We start from the raw sequence: 21158 nt of genomic DNA on the forward strand, positions 1-21158 counted from the left end.
CAAATTGGCTCTCATCCCTTACCACTTTTCAATAAAATTAATCGCTCGAAAGGTGATTTTTTAATCTGAAGCTAACATAGGAGTCGCGGAGGTCGCTAAGTTTAAGCAGAGAAAAAAGAGGGGGTAAAGCAAAGCAATTCTTTGCGACTTACCGTCTCTGCGAGATTTATTCTTTCCTGAAACTTCGCTTCTTTTCACCGCGAGACCGCAGAAGTCGCTAAGTGTTTATTAGCAAAGGGCTTGAGTTGCGGGAAGCCTGCTTCTGGAGAAGCAGGGTAACAAAAAGCGAAAGGGTTAGCAAATGAGGCGGAGTTCTCGCGGAGACGCCAAGACGCCAAGTCGCCAAGTTTGGACATCATTAAGTCTGTCCTTTGCGACTTACCGTCTCTGCGAGATTTATTCTTTCCTGAAACTTCGCTTCTTTTCACCGCAAAGCCGCCGAGGTCGCTAGTTTTTCGCAGAGAAAAAAGAGGAGGGGGAGTTCGCCTCAGTGAACCTCTGACGGCTTGCAATTCTGTTTTTCTTCCGACTTCTGTCTCCGGTCTTTCCTCACATTCCTCGACATTTTCCGTCGCCGATTTCCAATTGTCACCCTGCCTCTTTAATATAAGAGAAACTGGTTTGACATTTTGAGTAACATGGAAGGGGATTATTTTAAAGGAAGGGGAGCGCAGATCCAATCGGGCAACCGCTTTTTGGAAAGACGCGTCGTGGCTGAGCATGTCGAGGGTTTGGACGAGCCGCTCTTGCTTTCACCGAAGACCGAGATTCGGATCGATCGTCCCAAAACCATCGTCAACGCAGTGGCCAGTCCGGATGTAGGGATGATGTTTTCCCTCAATCCCTACCAAGGCTGTGAGCACGGCTGCATCTACTGCTACGCCCGCAATTCCCACGAATACTACGGCTGGATTGGACTTTGAGACCAAGCTCATTGCCAAGCCGGATGCGCCACACCTCTTGGAAAAGAAGCTCTTGAGCAAGTCTTGGAAGGTCGCGCCGATCTCCCTTTCGGGCAATACGGATTGTTACCAGCCGCTGGAGAAGGAGATGGGAATCACTCGGGAGTTGCTGAAGGTCTTTGCCCGATACCGTCATCCTGTGGGGATGATCACCAAAAACAGCCTGATCCTGCGCGACCTGGATTTGTTGCAGGATTTGGCCCAGGATCGTTTGGTACAGGTGTTTATCTCGATTACTACGCTTGATGAAAAACTGCGGAGGAAACTGGAGCCTCGGACGGCGAGCGCGATGAAGCGGCTGAAAACCATCGAAGCCCTGACCAAGGCAGGAGTGCCCGTAGGGGTGATGAATGCGCCGATCATTCCGGGGCTGAACAATCAGGAGACTCCGGCGATCCTCAAGGCTGCGGCCGATCACGGAGCGCTTGCAGCCGGCATGACCGTGGTGCGGCTCAACGGAAAGCTGGAAGAGATCTTCACGGATTGGCTGGAGAAGAACTTTCCGGATCGCTTCCAAAAGATCATGCGTCAAATTGCCGAGGTCCATGGGGGACAGGTGAATGACAGCGAGTTTGGCCGGAGGATGAAAGGGGCGGGAGCCTTGGCGGAAAGCATTCAAACCCTCTTCCGATTCGCTCGCAAGACCTATTTCGCGGGACGGACTATGCCAGCCTACGATCTGGAAAAATTCCGGCGAGGTGGCAATCTGAGTTTCGACTTTTAGCGCTTAGGCCATGGTTTTGGCGGCGGTATCCGCCTTCTTGAACAGAGCGTCAAAGATCTCCGCGACTTCTTCGGCTGCAAGTTGGGGCAGGAGGGAGGTGTCGGAGATGCCCGAAACCACCCGCGTGATGTCGTGGTCCACGCTGCCCTTTTTGGCCCAAAGGGCGACTGGAGCCGCGGTGATGTAGGCCGAGAAGGCATGGTGTCCAGAACCCGGCCGCTCACCGATGATGTGGATGATGCCTTTTTGCTGGTTGGCGTTCGCAAGGCTTCCATAGAGCTCCTCGCCAGCCGCATAGCCAGCTCGGACTCTGCCGTGCGTGAACACCAAGTTTTGCGGAGCGATGCGATATCCTTTTGCAAGGAGTGTGGCCGTCAGGTTTTCCAAAAATGGGAATAGGTGGTCTTTATCCGTTAGAGCCAAGGCGTTGAGTCCGTCGGAGATAATTAGCTGCAGATCAGGAGCTTGCTTAGCCCAAGTGGTTCGCATTGTCTTCAACTGCGCGGAGGTCTTTTTGCTGAGCTTTTCTCCAGTCTCCGGGTGGTACACATAGTCCTTGCGATCCTTGCTTTGGGTGATCAGCGCAACGGATGCGGGGATGGACTGCACGAAAGTCGTGGGCATTTCCGCCCAAAGGCTAAGCTTCGCGTCCTCGTAGAGTTCATGGACCTTCTTGTCCAGCTCAGGATTCAGATCCCAGACATTTTCACCAAAGCCTTGGGCAATGGGGACGCCACGGGCTTCGATCTCTGCGATGGTCTTTCGACCTTCGGCCAAAATCTCCTCCTTGGTTCGCAGGTCTTTTTTGGCCATTCGGTATTGATAGTACACCCAAGTGGGATCGCCAAAATGCTCCGTCGGACGGTTGTCTGGACCGATGATTTCGATCTTCTTGAAAAAGTCCCACATCGCATCGTTGATCTTGTAGCCGAACTGCTCGCGGATCTTGACGTGATTGTAAAATCCGGTAGTCAGGTAACTCAGCATCGGGTCATTTTTGGTAGGCAAGGCCATCAGATATGCGGGGTTTGCCGGCATGATCTGCTCGATGCACCAGTCTAGATCATCCAGGGAGACGTCCATGTGCAGTGTCGAGCAGACGTCCAGACCGATGGTGAGTCCGTGCAGTTTTCCCATCACGGTGTCTTCCAGGCAGCAGCGGACGAGCTGCTCCTTGCTCTTGAACACCTCGGGGCCGATGAAGCCCGCCACATCGTTGACGTGAACCCAGGGCCTTTCCTCGGGACTTTTTCCTTCGGAAAGCTGGCTCTGTAAAGCCCGCACAAAGCCATATTTCCTCGACTCGTGCACCACCATGTCAAATCCCTCGCCGTGGCCGTTGGTGAAATCCGCTCCCTGTCCCGTCTCGGCGTAGAGTCCAAAACGTCCCTCGCGGCTGGCCATGTGCGTCTGCATCTTGGCGATGGAGACATCAAAGGTTTGGTTGGCATTGACGGTTCCGGCGATGCTTTGAAACCAGATCCCGGTGGTGCCGGGATTGATTTTCTCAGCCTCCGCTTGCACGTCGATGTGGGACAGGACACAGTTGGAGATGGTTTTCTCCAAGCCGAAGGTTGTGATCAGCTCGTAAAGTGCCCTTTCGATTTCGGCAACCGATTTGGGATCGCTGGAGACGGGATTCGTCCCGAGCACCAAGTCTCCCACGCCATAAGCCCATGCGTCGAAAACCTGCCACAAGATATCTGTGGGGTTGTCAGTAGGAGAGTTGGGCTGTACTCGTGCGCTTAGATAGCCCTTGCTTCCGATCTGGGTGCCCGGAATGGGGTTGAATACCTTCTGGCCGACAAGGATCAGTTCTTCGTTGGACATGAGCTTCACGAGACAGGCGATCACGTCGCTGCTCAGTGCGGGCATGATCGCTTTGATATCCGCTTCTGTCTTGGTGAGGATATAGGTTTTTAGCTCACCCAACGTCCAGTTGTCCATCTCTGGATTTTCCGCCGTGTTTTTTTCGATCAACTCGTAGAGTTCGTCGGTAAAGAGACTGTGAGCCTTCAGGTCACCTACCGTCGTATTTGCCAAAAGTATTCTCGCATTGGCTCGGGATTGATCCGACTCGGCCGCCACGCCGAGCGTGAGGTCTCCTTCCTTAAACTCATTGGCGGCTCCGATGATCTGCCGGTAGAGCGTCAGGTCATGATCGCCTTTGTTCCTTTGGATATAGGCAAAGATGTCTTCGGAGTCCAAGGGCGGGGATATGTGCGGACTGGGGCCAGCCGCTGTTTTTTGAGTGGAGTTGAAGTCGCAGGCCTGAAGCAGGAAGACAGAGCTACCCAATAGGCCCATCGTGGTCAAAAATTCTTTTCGGCTGATCTTGTCAATCATGGTGATTTCTGAGGGCTAGTTTTCTGAAATCTTGGGTTTACCGATCTGGTCTTATTTAGCCCAAGTTAGCCATAAGTTGCCGAATATTTGAAGTGATTTGCCTGTGTATTGCAGTGGGTTTATCGTCTTTTAGCAGGAAATTGATAAAAACTGGTTTTAAACCAATCTTCCTCTTGCGGACGATTTCCTGGTTGAGTTGAGCTTTTTCTGAAGTCAGTCGGTTTAGAAAAAGGTAAGTGAGATAGTGGGTATTGTTGCGAAGGGAGAGGCTAGCCGATTGTCTTTTTGGCGACGGCGTCAAGCTGATCCATAGTTTTGCTGACTGATTTCCACTCCACGAAGCAGACGATCTTGATCAGAAAGGCAAGAAACTTCCCAGGACTGATCAGCTTCTGGCCTAAAGCGGCGATGTTTTTGTCGCGGTCGCTGACCTGAAAGTCTTTGTTGCTGTCGGCGTGGTATTCTCCGGCATACTTCCATGCTCCGTTTCTGGCGACTTGGATGGAGAAGTTGAGGAGCATTTCATCGCGGCCTTTGGCCAGTGGGACGAGCCAGCCAAAGATCGGGGACACCACGCTTACGTTGACTTTCACCCCGTCGACGAGTTCTGCGAGTAGGGAGTTGATCTGGTTGAAGTCGCCTTGGATTCCGAGGAGTTCTTTTCCGGTCATCGTCTTGGAGGCAGCGATTCCCAGGTCTAGGTTGATGTGGGCGTTGATTCCCAAAAACAAATGCTGTAGCACCAGGTGCTTGGCGTCTTTGCTGGCTTCAAATGCGACCAGCCAACTTTCGGTGGTGACGGAGCCGACGGACCATTGCTCGTAGGCTTCGATAAATCGTCCGGCAAACAGTACATCGAGCCGCTCCATTCTGGGATTGTCCTCAAACTCGCCTGCCAGAATCCCGTCTCGAACCCGTCGGGTGACCTGTCGGTAGAGGATGGCAAAATACCCGACGCGGGATTGGCGGGACCTGCATTCCTCCACTATTTGATCCATGCGGGTCAATACCTCGTCAATTGTGTCCATAGTTTGGTTAGATGAAAATACGCTCTAAAACATTTCCAATATAAAAGGCTACTACCGCCGCCAAAAGTCCCAAGGCTACGGTTTCGGAAATACTTCGGAATTTGGAAGTCTGGTTTACTATACCCTTGAGCCAGCCTACGATGAGAAAAGCAAAGCCGGTCAAAATACTTGTCCAGAGGAACACGTTGATCTCGCTCGGGAAGAAGAAATCCCAGAGGTACACGAGCAGCGGAATGAGCCCAACGGAGGAGAAGGAGATCAACGTAGCGAGTCCTATCTTAAAAGGGCTTTTGGTGCTGCGGATCATCTCGAGTTCCCCTTTCATCATTTCGCTGACCCAGAGATCCTTGTCGGCGCAGATATGGTCTACGATCTTGGTGAGCAATTCGCCTTTGAACCCTTTTTCCCGGTAGATTTCAGTGATTTCTTCGCGCTCGGTTTCGGGCAGGTTCTCTACCTCCCAATACTCGATTTTTTCATGTTTGGTAAAATTGTCCCGTTCACTTTTGGCCGAAAGATAGGCTCCCACAGACATCGAAAACCCGTCGGCCAGCAGATTGGCAAAGCCCAGGATGAGTAGAATTCCGGCATCAAGATTGGCTCCAAAGCCCCCGGCCACCACGGCGAAGGTCGTGACTGCACCGTCGATGCCGCCATAGACAAACTCACCCAGGTATTCCTGGATCTTCCCGAATCGCAGGCTTTGCTGATGGGTTTTGTGCTCACTCATGGGCTATCTCAAGTTTGCCAGGAAAAAACGCTTGACATTCTCTCCCATCACCGCCCGAATCTCATCTTCGGTAAAACCAGCCTCCATTAATCCCTCGACGACCAGGGGAAGCCCGGTGATGTCAAAGGGAGCTACGACTGCTCCGTCATAGTCCGAGCCGAGGGCCACGTACTCAATGCCTACCAAGTCGCGTACATAACGGATCGAGGCGACGATGTTGGGAAGCTCGGGCGTGCCCACCGCACCGTCAAAGAATGCGATGGCTATGATTCCCCCTTTGCTGGCGATTCTTTGGATCTGTTCGTCGCTGAGGTTTCGCTGGGAGTCAAGGACTCCCCGAACACCGGTATGAGACACGATGACCGGCTCAGTACTCATATCCAGTACGTCGTCGATGATGGCAGGTGAGCAATGGGCCAGGTCGACGAAAATGCCGAGTTCGTTCATGCGCTTCACCGCGGCTTTTCCGAAGTCGGTGAGGCCGGCGTTGCTTTCTCCATGTGCGGAACCTCCAAACTCGTTGTCAAAAAAATGGGTGGGACCGATCATCCGGACACCTGCCTCGTAGACTGCCTCGAGATTTTCCAGACTGCCTTCGATAGCGTGGCCCCCTTCGATTCCCAGCATGGCACCGACTACTGTCTTGTCGGATTTCCGGGCTTCGATCAGTTGTTCCAGATCAGCTTTTGATTTTATGAAAAGTGCTTTTTCTCCTTCCTTCTCCACAAAATCGGTTAGGTCTTTTGATTGGGAAAGTGTCCGGTTGATGAGGCTAAACCAATTTTGAGGAGCTTCACCCTTGGCTATGGTCAGCGGCGTGATATTGTCAAAGGCATCGGTGGTATTACTTTTCATGTTTTGGCCAGCTGGAGACTTGGATACAATGGTAAACATCTCCAAGGCTACATTGGCTTCTCTCAGTCGGGGAAAATCTACGTGGCCTCGGTCGCCACGTTTGGTCAGGTCTCTTCCCCAAAGCAAAGCGTCACAATGGAGGTCCGAGATGAAGTCCAGACGGTCATACAGTGTCTGCGCTGCCGGGGAAACGGTGTAAGGAGGGCTTGCGACCACGGGGTTTCGCTGTGATTCGATGTAGGGTGGGATGGTGTTGATGCCGATGAGGTAGATGACCAATAGGACGCCGAAGGCAATCAGGGTTTTTTTCATTGATTTGGGTTTTGGGTCAATTTAAATCAAAAATCCAGACGGAGGGGAATCAGTGAGCTGAATCACGATAGGGGGTAGACGAAAAATAAATCAGTTTTTTTTAACTGAGATTTTGAATGTTTGATGTCTTTTGTTACGTTTAAGAAACTTTTGCAAGCTAAAAAACAACTCAACTCAGCTAATTGCCAAAGTTTATATGGTTTTAATCCATTAGCAATAAACCCTAACCGGGAGCCTATTTTTAAACAGGCTCCCTTTTTTTATGTCTGTTTATTTCATGTTTTTGACGAAAGTCAAAAAGTTGGTTTAAAAAAGTCTTTACTTTTTCCTTTTTGTTGTGAAAATATTAAAAACAGGTTTACCGGTTCTAAATGAATCGCTCTTTCTAAGATTCTGTTTTCGGGCTAATTTCTAGTCAAAGCTTCTTGAAAATTCTGAAAATCAGTAGTTGGTGAAATTTTGACTAGTTGAAATCAGGAAGTGGATTTTGAGAAATTAGGGCTGCAGCCTTTTTGATCAGGGAGTAATTTGAAGATTTTGCAGCAAATTCTTTTTGCGTAGCTCGTAGTTGAAGAAAATCTGAATACGATCCGCTGCATTTTTGCTCAATTGATAAAGATTGTCTTGAGCTATAGTGCTGATCAACAAGGAAAGTAGCTGAAAATCTTTGGTCGTCAAGGTCAGAGATATGTCTCCAATAATTTCTGGAATAGCTCCGACCGCCGAACCGATCGGTACGCATCCACAGGCCATCGCTTCGCCAAGTGCATTTGGGAAGCCCTCAGAAGTGGACAGCTGTAAGTAGAATTGGTGGGAGTTATACAGCTCACGCAGCGCCTCGGGCCCGAGCTTGTCGAGCACTCTGACATTGGAATTGGCTGAGTCGTAGGCCAAATCACCGACCAAGGTGAAGGTCCATTCCGGATAAGCTTTTGCCAGTTTTTCGATCAAATCGTATCCCTTGACAATAGCCCGGGAAGTCTTGGAAGTTCCTGTTGCGACTGAAATGAAGCTCATTTGACTTCGCTTTCTCCCCAAATCTCTCCAAAAATCCGAGTCAAACCCATTGGGAACAACTTGGATGGGGGTTGTCAAATCGGGAATCAGGTTGAGCAATCCTTGCTTAGATGAGATGTTAGGATCGTATCGATAGTCCTGTCTGACTAGGGCTTCGGCTACTGGGAGAATAAGGCTGCAATTTTTGAAAGAATACACGGTTGCTTTGCGAAGCCATTTCTTCCGAAAGTTGCCATAGCCGATCTCGGGCATATTGATGCAGTCGGTGCCTCCGGCTTGGATGGTGCATTTTTTCCCAAACACTTTTCCAAACCAAACCGGCAACACGGAATGATACCCACCAAAAAAGCAGAGGTATTGGGTGGTCTTGGGAAGGTACCAAAGGAGCTGAAAGAACTGAAGGATGAAGTAAAACGGAAGTTTGACGGGGCTTTGGGTGAATTCCAGCGTTTTGATCTCCATTTCCGGCGAAATCATTTCTACATCGCGGTCGATGAAAGCAGTTCGGACGGGAAAGGTGTAAACGATCATAAGCTTAAAAGTAGCAAGTGCTGGAAGGATAATATTCCAGATTGGCAAAAATGGAAGGGTTTTCCTTATGGAGTTCCACTTTGGGATTAATTACTTGACCATTTCCTGAATAGCCTGCCCAGCGTCGGGATCGGGGTATTCCAATCCCAGCAATTTGAAAATTGTCCTCGCAATCATTGAGGAGTTCCATTGCCCTTCGACCTTCATTTCTCCATCGGCTGGAGTGTCGGGGCCGATGGCCATCATCCAGACTTGGCCAGCTTCTGCATACTCGTCCCCATGGCCCTTCCATGTTTCAGTCGTGGTTCCCCGACCGTGGTCTGTAGTGACGAGTAGGGTGGTTTTCTCTTTGTATCGGGGGTCGGACTGAAGTGTTTCCCAGATCTCCTGGATGTATCTATCGATTTGGTTTGCTGATAAAAGGTATTCCCCATACTTGCCGCCATGAGCAAAATGGTCAGTTTCGTCAAAGGCGATGTAAAGGACTTTGGGCTTTTGATTCCGGAGGGCTTCAAGCGCCAAATGGTAGGTGAAAGCGTCGAGTCGGGTGGGTCCAATATTGACCTGAATTTCATCCTTCAGTCGGTTGAGAATTTTCTCGCGCTCTGTCAGCTTGGAACCTGTAACCTTCTCCCATCCTGCATTGACTGGAATATCACTTCTCTCCTCGTTGATGATATAAGGGAAAACATCCCAGCTGCCAAATGCGCGTATTTTTCCCTGGAAATCGGGAATTTTGTTTAGGTGTTCCAGAAAGGTAATGTTGGGATTGTTGACTTTGTTATTGCTGTTGATCCGCTCATCGTCCGCTTTGCCGGTGAGTATTTCATTATATCCTGGATAGGAAAACCACATCGTATTGCTGGTGTTTACCAGATTCCCGATCGTTCTGTTTCCATAGAGTTGCCCTTGGTTTTCCAACACACTCCATGTGAAAGGCATGAGTTTCCTTCTCCGCTCAAGGGGGCTGGAATGCCAAAATTCAGATTCCTGACCTGCTTCACCCAGAAGCAAAGAATCTGCCCCATTAAAGACTTCCTGCCAGCGCATTCCGTCCAAAGTGATCAACACGATGTTCTCTGTTTTTTGCGTCTGTGAGAAGGTGTTTTGAATTCCAAAGGCCAAAAGAAGACTTAATGAAAGCATGGCTTTGAAAAACTGGAAAGGAAGCATTTTTCGATTCATGAATTGAGGGATTGGTCTCGTATAATACTCAAAAAAAATATTCAATGAGCTAAAAAAAAGGATCAAAAGAATGGCTCTCTTGATCCCCTAATTAACAACAGTCGTTCGGATTTATACCACCAAATTCACAATCTTGCCCGGCACGATGATCACTTTTTTCGGAGCTTTTCCCTCCAGCCACTTTTGGACGGATTCGTCGGCCAGCGCGGCTTTTTCGATCTCCTGCACGGAGAGAGAAAGGGAAAGATGGAGCTTTGCCCGCATCTTGCCGTTGATCATCACGGGATATTCGAAGGCGCTTTCTACCAAATGCTTCTCGTCGAATTCCGGGAAGGTAGCCTTGGTGATAGACTCCTCGTGACCCAACAGCGACCAAAGTTCCTCGGCGATGTGTGGGGCATACGGCGACACCAAGATGGCCATGGGTTCCAAGATCTCGCGCTTGTTGGATTTGAGCGCTGTGAGTTCGTTGACGCAGATCATGAAGCTGGACACGGAGGTGTTGAAAGAGTGGTTGGCCATGTCTTCTTCCATCTTTCGGATGGCCTTGTGAAGGGCTTTCAGTTCCTCTTTGCTGGCTGCTGCATCGGAAACAGCAAATTCTCCGGTGGAGTTGTGGAACAGGTTCCAGAGTTTTCTCAGGAACTTGTAGACTCCGTCGATTCCATTTGTATTCCAAGGCTTAAACTGCTCCAAAGGACCAAGGAACATCTCATACAATCTAAGGGTATCGGCTCCGTAGCGCTCGATGATGTCGTCGGGGTTCACCACGTTGTACTTGGACTTGGACATCTTTTCGACCTCAGCTCCGCAGATATACTTGCCGTCTTCAAGGATGAATTCCGCATCGGCCAAGTCAGGTCTCCAAGCTTTGAACTTGTCCAGATTCAGCTGATCGTTGTGGACGATGTTCACGTCCACGTGCATGGCGAAGGAGTCGTATTGATCTTTCAGGCCATGGCTTACAAACTGGTTGGTGCCTTTGACTCGATACACAAAGTTGGATCTCCCTTGGATCATGCCCTGGTTGATCATCTTCTGGAAAGGCTCGTCGATGTGAACCGCTCCGATGTCATGCAAGAACTTGGTCCAAAATCTGGAGTAGAGTAGGTGACCTGTCGCGTGCTCGGAACCACCGATATACAAGTCCACGGCTCCCCAATAATCGGTCTTTGCTTTGTCGGCAAAGGCGGTGTCATTCTTGGGATCCATGTAGCGGAAGAAGTACCAGCTCGATCCTGCCCAGCCTGGCATGGTGGACATCTCCAGAGGGAATTCCCCTTCGGCGGTCTTGTACATCCAGTCTTTTGCTCGTCCCAGAGGCGGTTCTCCGTCCTCGGTTGGCAAGTATTTATCTACCTCAGGAAGCACCAAAGGCAAGTCTTTTTCTTCTACCAAGTAGGGCAAGCCGTCTTTGAAATAGACGGGAAGCGGTTCGCCCCAATAGCGCTGTCGCGTAAAGATCGCGTCGCGCATCCGGTATTGGATCTTTCCTTTTCCGATTCCTTTTTCTTCGAGAAACTCAATGGCCTTGGCCATCGCCTCCTTCATATACATATTGGAGATAAAGCCGGAGTTGATGATGAATCCCCCTTTTCCAGGGAACGAGCCGTTTTCCATTGATCCTTCGATGACTTGGCGGATTTCCAGGCCGAAGTGCTTCGCAAAGTTGTAGTCGCGCTCGTCGTGCGCTGGTACAGCCATCACCGCGCCGGTGCCATAGCCTGCCAACACGTAGTCAGCCACCCAGATCTGGATTTCTTCGCCGTTGAAAGGGTTGATTGCATAGGAGCCGGTGAACGCTCCTGAGATGGTTTTTACATCGCTCATGCGCTCGCGCTCCGAGCGGTTTTTGGCTACCTCGATATAGGCTTCTGCAGTCGCTCGCTGATCTTCGGTGATCAGACTGGCGGCCAGATCTGATTCCGGTGCCAAAGCCAGGTAAGTCACCCCGTAGATCGTATCTACTCGGGTGGTGAAAACTTTGATTTTCTTGTCGGAATCTTTCACCTGAAAGACGACGTCCGCACCAATGGACTTGCCAATCCAGTTGCGCTGCATCTCCTTGATTGGCTCTGCCCAATCGACCCGATCCAACCCTTGAAGGAGGCGGTCGGCATAAGCGGTGATCCGCATGGACCACTGCATCATCTTTTTGCGCTCCACAGGATGTCCTCCTCGCTCCGAGAAGCCGTCTTTGACTTCGTCGTTGGAAAGTACAGTTCCGAGTGCCGCACACCAGTTGACGGTGGTCTCGGCCAGGAAGGTTAAGCGGTACTTCAGCAGCATTTCCTGCTTTTCTTTTTCAGAGAAAGCCTTCCAATCTGCTGCAGAAAATACCGGAGTATCTTCGTCACAGACTGCTTTCACCTGCTTGTTGCCAAGAGTCTCGAAGCGTGCGATCAGGGAATCGATGGAAACTGCTTTGTTGGCGTCCAGATCATAGTAGCTACTGAATAGCTGCATGAAGATCCACTGCGTCCACTTATAATAGGAGGGGTCAGAAGTGCGAACCTCGCGATCCCAGTCAAAGGCAAAGCCTATGTTTTTCAGCTGCTCGGTGTAGCGGGTGATGTTTTGTTCGGTGGTGATCGCCGGATGCTGACCGGTCTGGATGGCGTACTGCTCCGCGGGGAGGCCAAAGGAATCGTAGCCCATCGGATGGAGGACATTGAAACCTTTCAAAGCCTTAAACCGGCTGACGATATCAGAGGCGATGTATCCCAGCGGATGGCCTACATGCAGCCCCGCGCCGGAGGGATAGGGGAACATATCCAGGGAATAAAACTTGGGTCGATTGGGGTCGACTTCCGCTTTGAAAGTGCCCTTTTCTTTCCAATAGCTTTGCCATTTCTGCTCGATTTCCCGGAAGTTGTAATCCGCCATGATTGAAATTTTCTTGATTTTTATACTGAATGCCTGCAAAAATAGAAAAATCAGGCGGCTTTGGTAGCCAAATTTCCAATTCCTCTCATCGGCTCATTTTCGCCTTTGATCATTTTTGTGTCAGCGACTTAAGGCTTTTTTGTATTTTCCTAAACCTAACCAACCGACCTTATGAAATCGAGCATCTATGAAATAGCATGTAGTTTTTTGGATATCAAACATGCGAGATTCCATGTGGCCATTGAATAAAAATCAAAAGCACATGAAAAAGAAATTACTGGTAACACTTGCACTTGCCGGAGGCATTTGCCTTTCGGCTTTTCCCCAGAAAAAATACTCCGCCAAGCAAATCGAGGCCCTCAAGGCCGAGGCTGCGCAACTCGTCCAAGCCAACCACAAGCAAAGCCAGGTAATGGTGGACAAGATTTTCAGCTTTGCCGAATTGGGTTTTCAGGAGATCGAGTCCTCCAAATACCTGACGGGAATCCTGGAGCAAAATGGTTTTAAGATAGAAAATGGCATCTCCGGGATTCCAACTGCCTGGTTTGCGACATGGAGCAATGGAGACGGCCCGGTGATCGCCTTGGGTTCCGACGTGGACGACATCCCAAAAGCTTCCCAATATCCGGGCGTGGCCTACCACAAGCCCATCGTAGACGGAGCTCCCGGTCATGGGGAAGGTCACAATGCCGGAATCCCGCTGAATATCACGGCAGCGCTGGCGGTGAAGCAGATCATGGAACGCGAAAATATAGGTGGAACACTCATCCTTTGGCCGGGGATTGCCGAGGAGTTGGTGGCTGCCAAGGCATGGTTTGTCCGCGACGGGAAGTTTGAGGGTGTAGACATCTGCATCTTCACTCACGTGGCCAATAATCTGGGAGTGAGCTATGGGCAAGCTTCCGGTACCGGCTTGATCTCGGTGGAGTACACCTTCGCGGGAGATGCGGCCCATGCTGCTGGCGCTCCCTGGCGGGGTAAAAGTGCCGCCGACGCTGTGGAGTTGATGAACATCGGCTGGAACTACAAGCGTGAACACCTTCATCCGCTGAAGCGATCCCACTCGGTGATCACAGATGGCGGAGATCAGCCCAACGTGGTGCCTTCCCAAGCTTCGATCTGGTACTATTTCCGGGACGTGAAGTATGACGGAATCATGGAGATGTACGCCCAAGCCCATGACATCGCCAAAGGAGCCGCATTGATGACCGGCACGACGATGAGCTCCAAGATCGTCGGCACGGCTTGGCCGCGGCATTTCAACAAGACTATTGCCGAGACCATGTACCAAAACATTCTCAAAGTAGGTTTGCCTGAGTGGGATGAAAAAGACCAGACTTTGGCGAAAGCCGCCCAGAAGGAACTAGGCTCCAAAGAAGAGGGTCTGCCAACCAAGTTGGATACCTTGGGCTTGCCGGTGAAGGAGCCTATTTCCGGTGGATCGGATGATATTGGCGACGTGTCTTGGGTAGTTCCGACCGTGACTTTGCGCTTCCCATCCAATATCCCCGGACTTCCGGGTCACCACTGGAGCAATGCTATTGCCATGGCGACGCCGATTGCACACAAGGGTGTGACGGCTGGTGCCAAAGCCGAGGCGATGACGATCTTGGACTTTCTGCTAAAGCCGGAGCTGGTGGATCAGGCTTGGGATTATTTCAAAAATGTCCAGACCAAAGAGGAAACCTATAAGCCGATGATCACGGCGGATGATCCCGCACCGATCTATATCAATACCGACATCATGAAGCGTTTCCGTCCTGAATTGGAGAAATTCTACTTCGACGAGACCAAGTATGATACTTATTTGGAACAGCTGGGGGTAACGTATCCGACGGTGAAGAAGGATTGATGGGCATTTACGAATTGCGATTTTTGATTTACGACGTCTGTTTTGAACTTCAATCTTACTAACCAGAGGTTTGTCTTTTGATATCAGGGCTGCGGGCCTTAGTGGCCTCTTAGATCGTAATTCGTAAATCAAAAATCCAATCGAAATGGAAAAGAACGCCTTCGACTTCAATATCAGACAAGCCTCTCTTGCCGAGCTCCTGTGGGTGCATGAGCGCATTCCGGAGTTTCCGGGGAAGGCTTCTCTTGATTTTTATCTGGATCGGCTGCGGCATCGGCTTTACCTAGCTTTGGTGGCGGAGCAAGATGGAGACTTGTTCGGATTTAAGGTCGGCTATCAAAGCGAGACGCCGGACACCTTCTATTCCTGGATGGGAGGGGTAAGGCCGGAGTTTAGAAAACACGGACTCGCTGATGGGTTGGCGGACTATCAGGAAGCATGGGCAAGAGAAAAAGGCTTTAAATCCCTCTTTTTCAAAACCCGAAACCGCTTTCCCGCGATGATTTCCTTTGGACTCAGCCGAGGCTTCCGGATCATCGACGTGCTGCCCAAGGGAGGAGTGGAGGATTATCGGGTGGTGATGAGTAAAGAATTGTAAAATTGGAAGATTGAAATATTGTAAAATTCTTAGCCGGAACATCCGCAAAATGGCTAGAATAAACTTTTGGTATCCCTTGGCTATTTCGTCTTTCCAACCGAGAGGTAAATCTTCCAATTTTCAAATTTTTCAATTTTCAAATTAAGAAGGTACCTTTGCCCCCTCATTCACCAGCGGTTCAATCGCCCGCTTCACCAAAAATTCATGAAGACTCAAGAACTCATCGCGTCGAGCAAACAAGATTTAGTGGCCGCCGGCCTACAGCTTCCGATCATGGAGGCATTTTATACCATCCAAGGAGAAGGCAGATTTACAGGCTATCCGGCCTATTTTATCCGGCTGGGAGGCTGTGATGTGGGCTGCGTCTGGTGCGATGTGAAGGAAAGCTGGGAAGCGGGAAAGTGGCCCGTCCTCTCCATCGAACAGATCGTTGAGGATGCCTTGGCCCACCCGGGCCGACTGGCGGTGATCACCGGCGGGGAACCTTTGATGTATGATCTGGGCCCCCTGACCAAGCTTTTGAAGGAAAAAGGCTTCACTACCAACATCGAAACTTCCGGTGCGCATCCTTTTTCGGGAGACTTTGACTGGGTTTGCTTTTCCCCAAAGAAATTCAAAAAACCGCATCCAAGCATCTACCCAGTTGCGGACGAACTAAAGGTCGTCGTTGCTCATAAAAGCGATTTCGCTTTCGCAGAGGAAAATGCTGGAAAGGTAAATCCCCTCTGCGAACTTCGGCTTCAACCCGAGTGGAGCAAGGCCTCCAGATTTACACCAGAGATCGTAGAATACGTAAAAAGGCAGCCGAATTGGAAAATATCTCTCCAAACTCATAAATTTATGGACATACCCTGAGTCCATGCGCCCTGTTTTCTTGTTTGTTCTTGTGTTTTTTCTGTCTCTCCATGTCGGGGCGCAGACTTATTCCATTATAGATGGCAAGGCGATCAAGTTCTATCAACAAGCGGAAGAACTCACATTGTCCAGGCAGTATAATGAGGCGATTTCCAAGTACCAAGCAGCGATTGCACGTGAGGCATCTTTTTTGGAAGCCTATGTCAAAGCTTCCCAATTGTTGATCACGCAAGGGAGACTGGATGAAGCTGAGAAGATGGCTCTGGCTGGAAAATCCCGGTTGTCGGGAAAGAATGCGACCGCCAAGCATGTGGCAGATTTCGGCTGGGTTTTTTCTAATCTTCTCTTAAAGCAGGGCAAGTTCGCTGAGGCATTCCGCCAGTTTCAGGAGGTGGATCCACTCCTTGATGGAACTTTCAAAAAATCGATGTACTATCTGCAGATGAAGACGCAGATGGATTTTTTGAGTTCCCAGCTTGACGACATTCCATCTATAGAAAAGGAAATGCTGGGATCTCCTCTCAATGAATTTAATCTTCAGTATTTCCCGGTTTTAACGGCGGATGGCAATCAGATACTTTTTACCAAACGGGACGGAACTGGAAACTTCGACAAAGAAGATATTTTCACCTCCTTTAGGGACGAGTCAGGAAGGTGGACTACTCCCAAAAGTCTAGCGCAAACGATCAATTCTGCTTTCAATGAAGGAACTTGCTCTGTCACTGCCGATGGCAACATCTTAATCTATACCTCCTGCGATGCGCCGGATTCGCAGGGTAGTTGTGATCTCTATGTCGCTTACAAAGTGAACGGCAACTGGGAACGACCAACCAATATGGGGAGGAAGGTGAATTCTAGTTCTTGGGATTCTCAGCCGTCTTTGTCTGCGGACGGGCGAATTTTGTTTTTTTCTTCTGATCGTCGAGGGGGATTTGGAGGCAATGACATTTGGTTCTCGATCCGACAAAACGACGGAAGTTGGTCGGATGCCAAAAACCTGGGTGAGTCCGTAAACACACCAAAAGACGAAATCTCGCCCTTCATGTTTTTCAACAACGAGATTCTCTTTTTTGCGTCAGATGGTCATCAAGGATTTGGGGGGATGGATATTTTCCTGTCGCGGGTGAAAAATGGCATTTTTCAAACGCCCGAGAACCTCGGACTTCCGATCAACGATCAACTGGAGCAGGTGGCGCTTTTCATCACCGCACAGAAGGAATACGCCTATTACACGGAGTTGACCACCGAGACCGCACAAAATGACCGTTCGCTGCTTTATAGATTTAAGTTTCCGGAGGACATCTATTTGGGAGAAAATCTTACCGTTACTGAGGGAAAAGTGTTCAATGCAAAAACGGGGCAGCCGATAGACGCGACGCTTTCCCTCGTGTCCCTGACCAATGACAGTACGCTGTACCAATTTCGGGCCGATGGTAAAACAGGTGAGTTTGTGATGCTTTATCCTGAAAATGCAGTATCTGGCTTATACGTGGAGAAAAAGGGCTTTCTGCCAAAGATTTACAACGTGGAACGGGACAAGATTCAGAACGTAGACGACCTAAAGGTCGAACTTACTCCTGTAGCACCAGGGGAGGAGTTTGTGTTTGAAAACGTGTTCTTTGAGTTTGATCAATACGATTTAAAGCAGGAGTCCAAGTCCTCTCTGAAGCGATTGCAGAAGTTTTTGCTGGAAAATCCAAACGTAAACATCCTGATCAGTGGGCATACCGACAACATCGGAAGCTCTGCCTACAACCAAACGCTCAGCCTGCAACGGGCAAAAAGTGTTCAGTCTTTTCTGGTTGCAGCCGGTCTTCATCCGGGGCGTGTCATGGTGGAGGGGAAAGGGGATAAATCTCCAATGGTGCCAAATTCCAGCCCAAAAAATCAGGCCCTAAACCGTCGCATTACAATCAAGATACTCTGATACGTATTAGATTTTTAGGCCGGTCATCTGGGATAGATTGGTTTTTTGGCTGACCGAATCCAACGTTTTTTTAGGATTTTTCAGATCAAGGTTTTGTAAAATCATCAACAGTGTATGCTATTTCAAAAAATTGGATGAACAAGGCATATTTATTATGCGAATTAACTTTTGTTAACTTTTGGTTAACAGAATAATGGTTTGTAAATAATCGAGTTATTTAGTTTTTATAAAATATAATTCTGAAAACTCTCGATTTCGTGTCCATTTTATTTGCTCTATCGTAAAATCTTTTGAACATTCTTCCTTATATTTTGCTTCATACACCCTGTTAAAGCAATAGTTTTATTGTCTAACTAAAACCAAACACTATGAGGAAAATTTTACTTCTAGGACTCATGTTGTTTTATGTAAGCGTTATCGCGTTTGCACAAGACCGTGTGATTACCGGTACCGTGTCCTCGGTAGAGGACAATTTGGGGGTACCGGGAGCGACAGTTCTGGTGAAGGGGACCACGATCGGGACTGCCACGGATATTGATGGCAAGTTTTCGATTATCGTTCCGACCGGGCGCAATGTCTTGGTCGTCAGCTTCGTGGGGATGACTACCCAGGAAGTGGTGATTGGGAATCTCACCAACATCACGGTGGCCATGGAACCGGATGTACAGTCTCTCTCTGAATTTGTCATTACCTCCTACGGGGACCAGTCCAAGCGGGAAATGACCGGCGCGGTGTCCTCGGTCAAGGGAGAGGTGTTTCAGGATCTTCCGGTTCAGTCTTTTGACCGGGCGATGCAGGGCCGCATCGCAGGGGTTCAGGTTACTTCCTCCACCGGTCAGCCGGGTGGAGCCCTCAATGTCAGGGTTCGAGGTGTTGGGTCGGTCAACGCCGGTAATGAGCCACTTTACATCGTGGATGGCGTCCAAGTCCAAGGTGGAGGCTTGGCGGCTCAAGGTTCCCAAAATGCTTTGGGCTCTATCAACCCCAATGACATCGAGTCTATTGAGGTGCTGAAAGATGCCGCTTCTGCAGCTATCTACGGCGCTCAGGCAGCCAATGGCGTTGTCCTGATCACCACCAAAAGAGGTAAAAAAGGCAAAACCAACGTGCGTGTTTCTGTGCAGGAAGGTGTGGTGAAGCCCCTGAATCTCTATGATGTGATGGATGCGAAGCAGCTTTCGATTATTAAGAGGGATGCCTATATTAATGCAGGACTGGATCCCGCAAATGCCGCTGCAACCTACGGAGATCCGGAAGATCCCAACTTGGAGAGCTACGATTGGGTGGATGAACTTTACAGAGATGCACGGTTGAGTGTGTATGACCTATCTATCTCCGGTGGGGACGAAAAGACAACTTTTTTCCTGTCGGGTTCCTATACCGACCAAGAAGCTCAGGTCATCATGTCTGACTATCAAAGAGCCACTGGACGTCTAAACCTGACCCATAGGCCCAATCAGAAGTTTACGGTATCGGCAGCCTTGTCCTTGGCCTATCAAAATACAAACGGGACAATCGATCGAGGAAACTTTGTCAACGGTCCCTTTGTGGCTGGCTACTCAGCGAGGCCCAATGTGCCCATCTATGACGAAGACGGGGGCTACGAAGCCTATCCTTCCAACCACCTTTTTGGATATAATATCGTTCAGGGGGTCAAAGAGGAGATTAGAAGCGCTAAGACGGTTCAGTCGGTTTCCAACCTATCGCTTACCTATCAGTTTTTGCCGTGGTTGAGCTGGACATCCTATTTTGGCTTGGATTTTTCTGATGTTCAGGAGATTAATAATCGACCGTCCACCATCCCGGCTTTTTCGTCCTACGGTGGCTCTTCCGTATTTACTGGCAGGAGAAATACCAATTTCAACACCAATCATAATTTCAATTTTAACAAGGAGTTTAACGACGTTCATACGGTATCCGGTGTCTTGGGATTTGAGTACAAAGTCGGCAACAGTGACACGCAGTCAGCCACTGGTCGTGGGTTTCCAAATCCCACTTTGATCTACCTTCAAAACGCAGCAGTGCCTTTCGCAGTGAACAGTAACTATACTGAATACAAAAGAGCAGGGTTCTTTGGCCAAGCAAAGTATGACTACGATGATCGATACACTGCTGATGTGACGGTGAGAAGAGATGGTTCGTCTCGATTCGGCGCCGAAAACAAATGGGGAACCTTCGGAGCTTTTTCGGTTGGATGGAGACTCTCTTCCGAAAGTTTCCTGGAAAATGTGAGCTGGCTGGATAACTTAAGAGTACGAGCATCCTATGGAATCACCGGCAACTCCGATATCGCCAACTTCGCCTCCAGAACGCTGGTAGGCTCCAGTGGGCAATACCTTGGAAACGGTGGGCTGACCATTTCCCAACTGGGGAATGACCTCCTGACTTGGGAAGAAGCTCACTCCATGAATATTGGCGTCGACGGGACTATGTTCAATGGGCGCATCATCGCGACCATTGACTTTTGGAGAAAAGACTCCAAGTCCCTGCTTTTTGACACCCCACTTCCCGTGGATTCCGGATTTGGTTCCATAACGAGAAACACCGGCGAAGTGAGAAACCAAGGGATTGACATTGACTTGCAGACCACAAATTTGGTGTTGGGCAAATTCCAGTGGTCCTCAGCTTTCAATATTACCTTTTTGGAAAATGAGCTTCTCTCACTCTATGATGGACTCGACAGGATAGGCAATGACCTGATTGTAGGGAAGCCAATCCAATTTTGGTATACCAATGAGTACCTCGGAGTCAATCCAGCTAACGGTCTGGCGATGTATTCCGACGGCGAGGGTAGCTATACCTATCTTGTAGGCGAATCTACCCTAGACTACAGGGGTAGTGCCCTTCCAAGCAGTTACGGAGGCTTTACCAATAGCTTCTCCTACGGTCCTGTGAGTTTGGAGATATTTTTCCAAGGCCAGTTTGGCAACCTGGTATGGAACTCAGATATCTACAACCAGGGATCTTGGGGATCTGGACCGGATAACCAATTCGTGAGTCAGCAGGACTACTGGAAGCAGCCGGGGGATATCACCACCGTCGGCAAACCTTATGAAGGCGGGCAGGCTCCAGGTACCTCTAATATTGGTACCGAATCTACGCGATTGTTGAGTGATGGAGGATATGTAAGACTAAAGCAAGTGACCTTGAAGTACACGCTCAGTACGGAGATTGCCAAAAGAATCGGAATGAGCACCGCTAGCGTGTTCCTGCAGGGTATGAACCTGGCGACGTTCACCGACTACAACGGGATCGATCCTGAGGTCAATTCTGTAGGTGGCAGCACCTACGGGTCCTATCCAAACGGCAAGCAGATCACTGCAGGGATCAATCTTAACTTCTAAAAGGAA

Annotated in this window: 14 protein-coding genes; 7 read left to right on the plus strand and 7 right to left on the minus strand. The window is 49.5% G+C overall.

The window, feature by feature from the left end; translation table 11 throughout:
• Positions 1–638 precede the first annotated feature (638 nt).
• Both ABD031_RS13500 and ABD031_RS13505 read left to right on the plus strand, forming a co-directional pair.
• A complete protein-coding gene (locus ABD031_RS13500) occupies positions 639–923 on the plus strand; it encodes a radical SAM family protein (protein ID WP_343852329.1) in 285 nt (94 codons plus the stop codon).
• Positions 856–1686: a radical SAM protein gene (locus ABD031_RS13505; RefSeq protein ID WP_343852331.1), complete on the plus strand. Its 831-nt coding sequence runs from the start codon at positions 856–858 to the stop codon at positions 1684–1686. The genes ABD031_RS13500 and ABD031_RS13505 overlap by 68 nt, the downstream gene beginning before the upstream one ends.
• A gap of 3 nt (positions 1687–1689) precedes the next feature.
• Here the strand turns inward: ABD031_RS13505 and eutB are convergent, their stop codons facing one another.
• The 7 genes from eutB to leuS all read right to left on the minus strand — a co-directional run bounded on the left by eutB (position 1690) and on the right by leuS (position 12576).
• Positions 1690–4032: an ethanolamine ammonia-lyase subunit EutB gene (gene eutB, locus ABD031_RS13510; RefSeq protein WP_343852333.1), complete on the minus strand. Its 2343-nt coding sequence runs from the start codon at positions 4030–4032 to the stop codon at positions 1690–1692.
• A gap of 269 nt (positions 4033–4301) precedes the next feature.
• Positions 4302–5060, minus strand: coding sequence for a DUF5995 family protein (locus ABD031_RS13515; protein WP_343852335.1), 759 nt, complete (start codon positions 5058–5060; stop codon positions 4302–4304).
• A gap of 7 nt (positions 5061–5067) precedes the next feature.
• Positions 5068–5790 (minus strand): VIT1/CCC1 transporter family protein, encoded by a 723-nt coding sequence (locus ABD031_RS13520; RefSeq protein WP_343852337.1) that lies wholly within the window; start codon positions 5788–5790, stop codon positions 5068–5070.
• A gap of 3 nt (positions 5791–5793) precedes the next feature.
• Positions 5794–6957, minus strand: coding sequence for a dipeptidase (locus tag ABD031_RS13525; protein WP_343852339.1), 1164 nt, complete (start codon positions 6955–6957; stop codon positions 5794–5796).
• 516 nt (positions 6958–7473) lie between these two features.
• A complete protein-coding gene (locus ABD031_RS13530; protein ID WP_343852341.1) occupies positions 7474–8505 on the minus strand; it encodes a glycosyltransferase family 4 protein in 1032 nt (343 codons plus the stop codon).
• A gap of 90 nt (positions 8506–8595) precedes the next feature.
• Positions 8596–9690, minus strand: a complete 1095-nt coding sequence (locus ABD031_RS13535) for an alkaline phosphatase family protein (protein ID WP_343852343.1) — start codon at positions 9688–9690, stop codon at positions 8596–8598.
• A gap of 111 nt (positions 9691–9801) precedes the next feature.
• The gene (leuS, locus tag ABD031_RS13540; protein WP_343852345.1) at positions 9802–12576 is read right to left on the minus strand and encodes a leucine--tRNA ligase; all 2775 of its coding nucleotides are present in this window, start codon (positions 12574–12576) and stop codon (positions 9802–9804) included.
• Positions 12577–12838: 262 nt separating this feature from the next.
• Here leuS and ABD031_RS13545 point away from each other — a divergent pair, with 262 nt between their 5' ends.
• From ABD031_RS13545 to ABD031_RS13565, 5 genes are all read left to right on the plus strand, one after another.
• Entirely contained in the window at positions 12839–14428 is a 1590-nt protein-coding gene (locus ABD031_RS13545) for an amidohydrolase (protein ID WP_343852347.1), read from the plus strand.
• Positions 14429–14573: 145 nt separating this feature from the next.
• Positions 14574–15026: a GNAT family N-acetyltransferase gene (locus ABD031_RS13550; RefSeq protein WP_343852349.1), complete on the plus strand. Its 453-nt coding sequence runs from the start codon at positions 14574–14576 to the stop codon at positions 15024–15026.
• A gap of 204 nt (positions 15027–15230) precedes the next feature.
• Positions 15231–15881 carry a 7-carboxy-7-deazaguanine synthase QueE gene (locus tag ABD031_RS13555; RefSeq protein WP_343852351.1) on the plus strand — a complete coding sequence of 217 codons (651 nt, stop codon included), beginning with the start codon at positions 15231–15233 and terminating at the stop codon, positions 15879–15881.
• Between the two features lie 4 nt (positions 15882–15885).
• Positions 15886–17808, plus strand: coding sequence for an OmpA family protein (locus tag ABD031_RS13560; protein ID WP_343852353.1), 1923 nt, complete (start codon positions 15886–15888; stop codon positions 17806–17808).
• Between the two features lie 368 nt (positions 17809–18176).
• The gene (locus ABD031_RS13565; RefSeq protein ID WP_343852354.1) at positions 18177–21152 is read left to right on the plus strand and encodes a SusC/RagA family TonB-linked outer membrane protein; all 2976 of its coding nucleotides are present in this window, start codon (positions 18177–18179) and stop codon (positions 21150–21152) included.
• Positions 21153–21158 lie beyond the last annotated feature (6 nt).

Origin of the sequence: Algoriphagus jejuensis (genome assembly GCF_039523455.1) — a bacterium.
Taxonomy (GTDB): Bacteria; Bacteroidota; Bacteroidia; order Cytophagales; family Cyclobacteriaceae; genus Algoriphagus; species Algoriphagus jejuensis.

Excerpts from the sequence above, each read along its gene's own strand:
- ABD031_RS13555 (WP_343852351.1), top strand. The coding sequence starts at position 15,231 with ATGAAGACTCAAGAACTCATCGCGTCGAGCAAACAAGATTTAGTGGCC.
- ABD031_RS13515 (WP_343852335.1), bottom strand. The coding sequence starts at position 5,060 with ATGGACACAATTGACGAGGTATTGACCCGCATGGATCAAATAGTGGAG.
- ABD031_RS13535 (WP_343852343.1), bottom strand. The coding sequence starts at position 9,690 with ATGAATCGAAAAATGCTTCCTTTCCAGTTTTTCAAAGCCATGCTTTCA.
- ABD031_RS13525 (WP_343852339.1), bottom strand. The coding sequence starts at position 6,957 with ATGAAAAAAACCCTGATTGCCTTCGGCGTCCTATTGGTCATCTACCTC.
- ABD031_RS13530 (WP_343852341.1), bottom strand. The coding sequence starts at position 8,505 with ATGATCGTTTACACCTTTCCCGTCCGAACTGCTTTCATCGACCGCGAT.
- ABD031_RS13500 (WP_343852329.1), top strand. The coding sequence starts at position 639 with ATGGAAGGGGATTATTTTAAAGGAAGGGGAGCGCAGATCCAATCGGGC.
- eutB (WP_343852333.1), bottom strand. The coding sequence starts at position 4,032 with ATGATTGACAAGATCAGCCGAAAAGAATTTTTGACCACGATGGGCCTA.
- ABD031_RS13560 (WP_343852353.1), top strand. The coding sequence starts at position 15,886 with ATGCGCCCTGTTTTCTTGTTTGTTCTTGTGTTTTTTCTGTCTCTCCAT.
- ABD031_RS13550 (WP_343852349.1), top strand. The coding sequence starts at position 14,574 with ATGGAAAAGAACGCCTTCGACTTCAATATCAGACAAGCCTCTCTTGCC.
- ABD031_RS13565 (WP_343852354.1), top strand. The coding sequence starts at position 18,177 with ATGAGGAAAATTTTACTTCTAGGACTCATGTTGTTTTATGTAAGCGTT.
- leuS (WP_343852345.1), bottom strand. The coding sequence starts at position 12,576 with ATGGCGGATTACAACTTCCGGGAAATCGAGCAGAAATGGCAAAGCTAT.
- ABD031_RS13520 (WP_343852337.1), bottom strand. The coding sequence starts at position 5,790 with ATGAGTGAGCACAAAACCCATCAGCAAAGCCTGCGATTCGGGAAGATC.
- ABD031_RS13545 (WP_343852347.1), top strand. The coding sequence starts at position 12,839 with ATGAAAAAGAAATTACTGGTAACACTTGCACTTGCCGGAGGCATTTGC.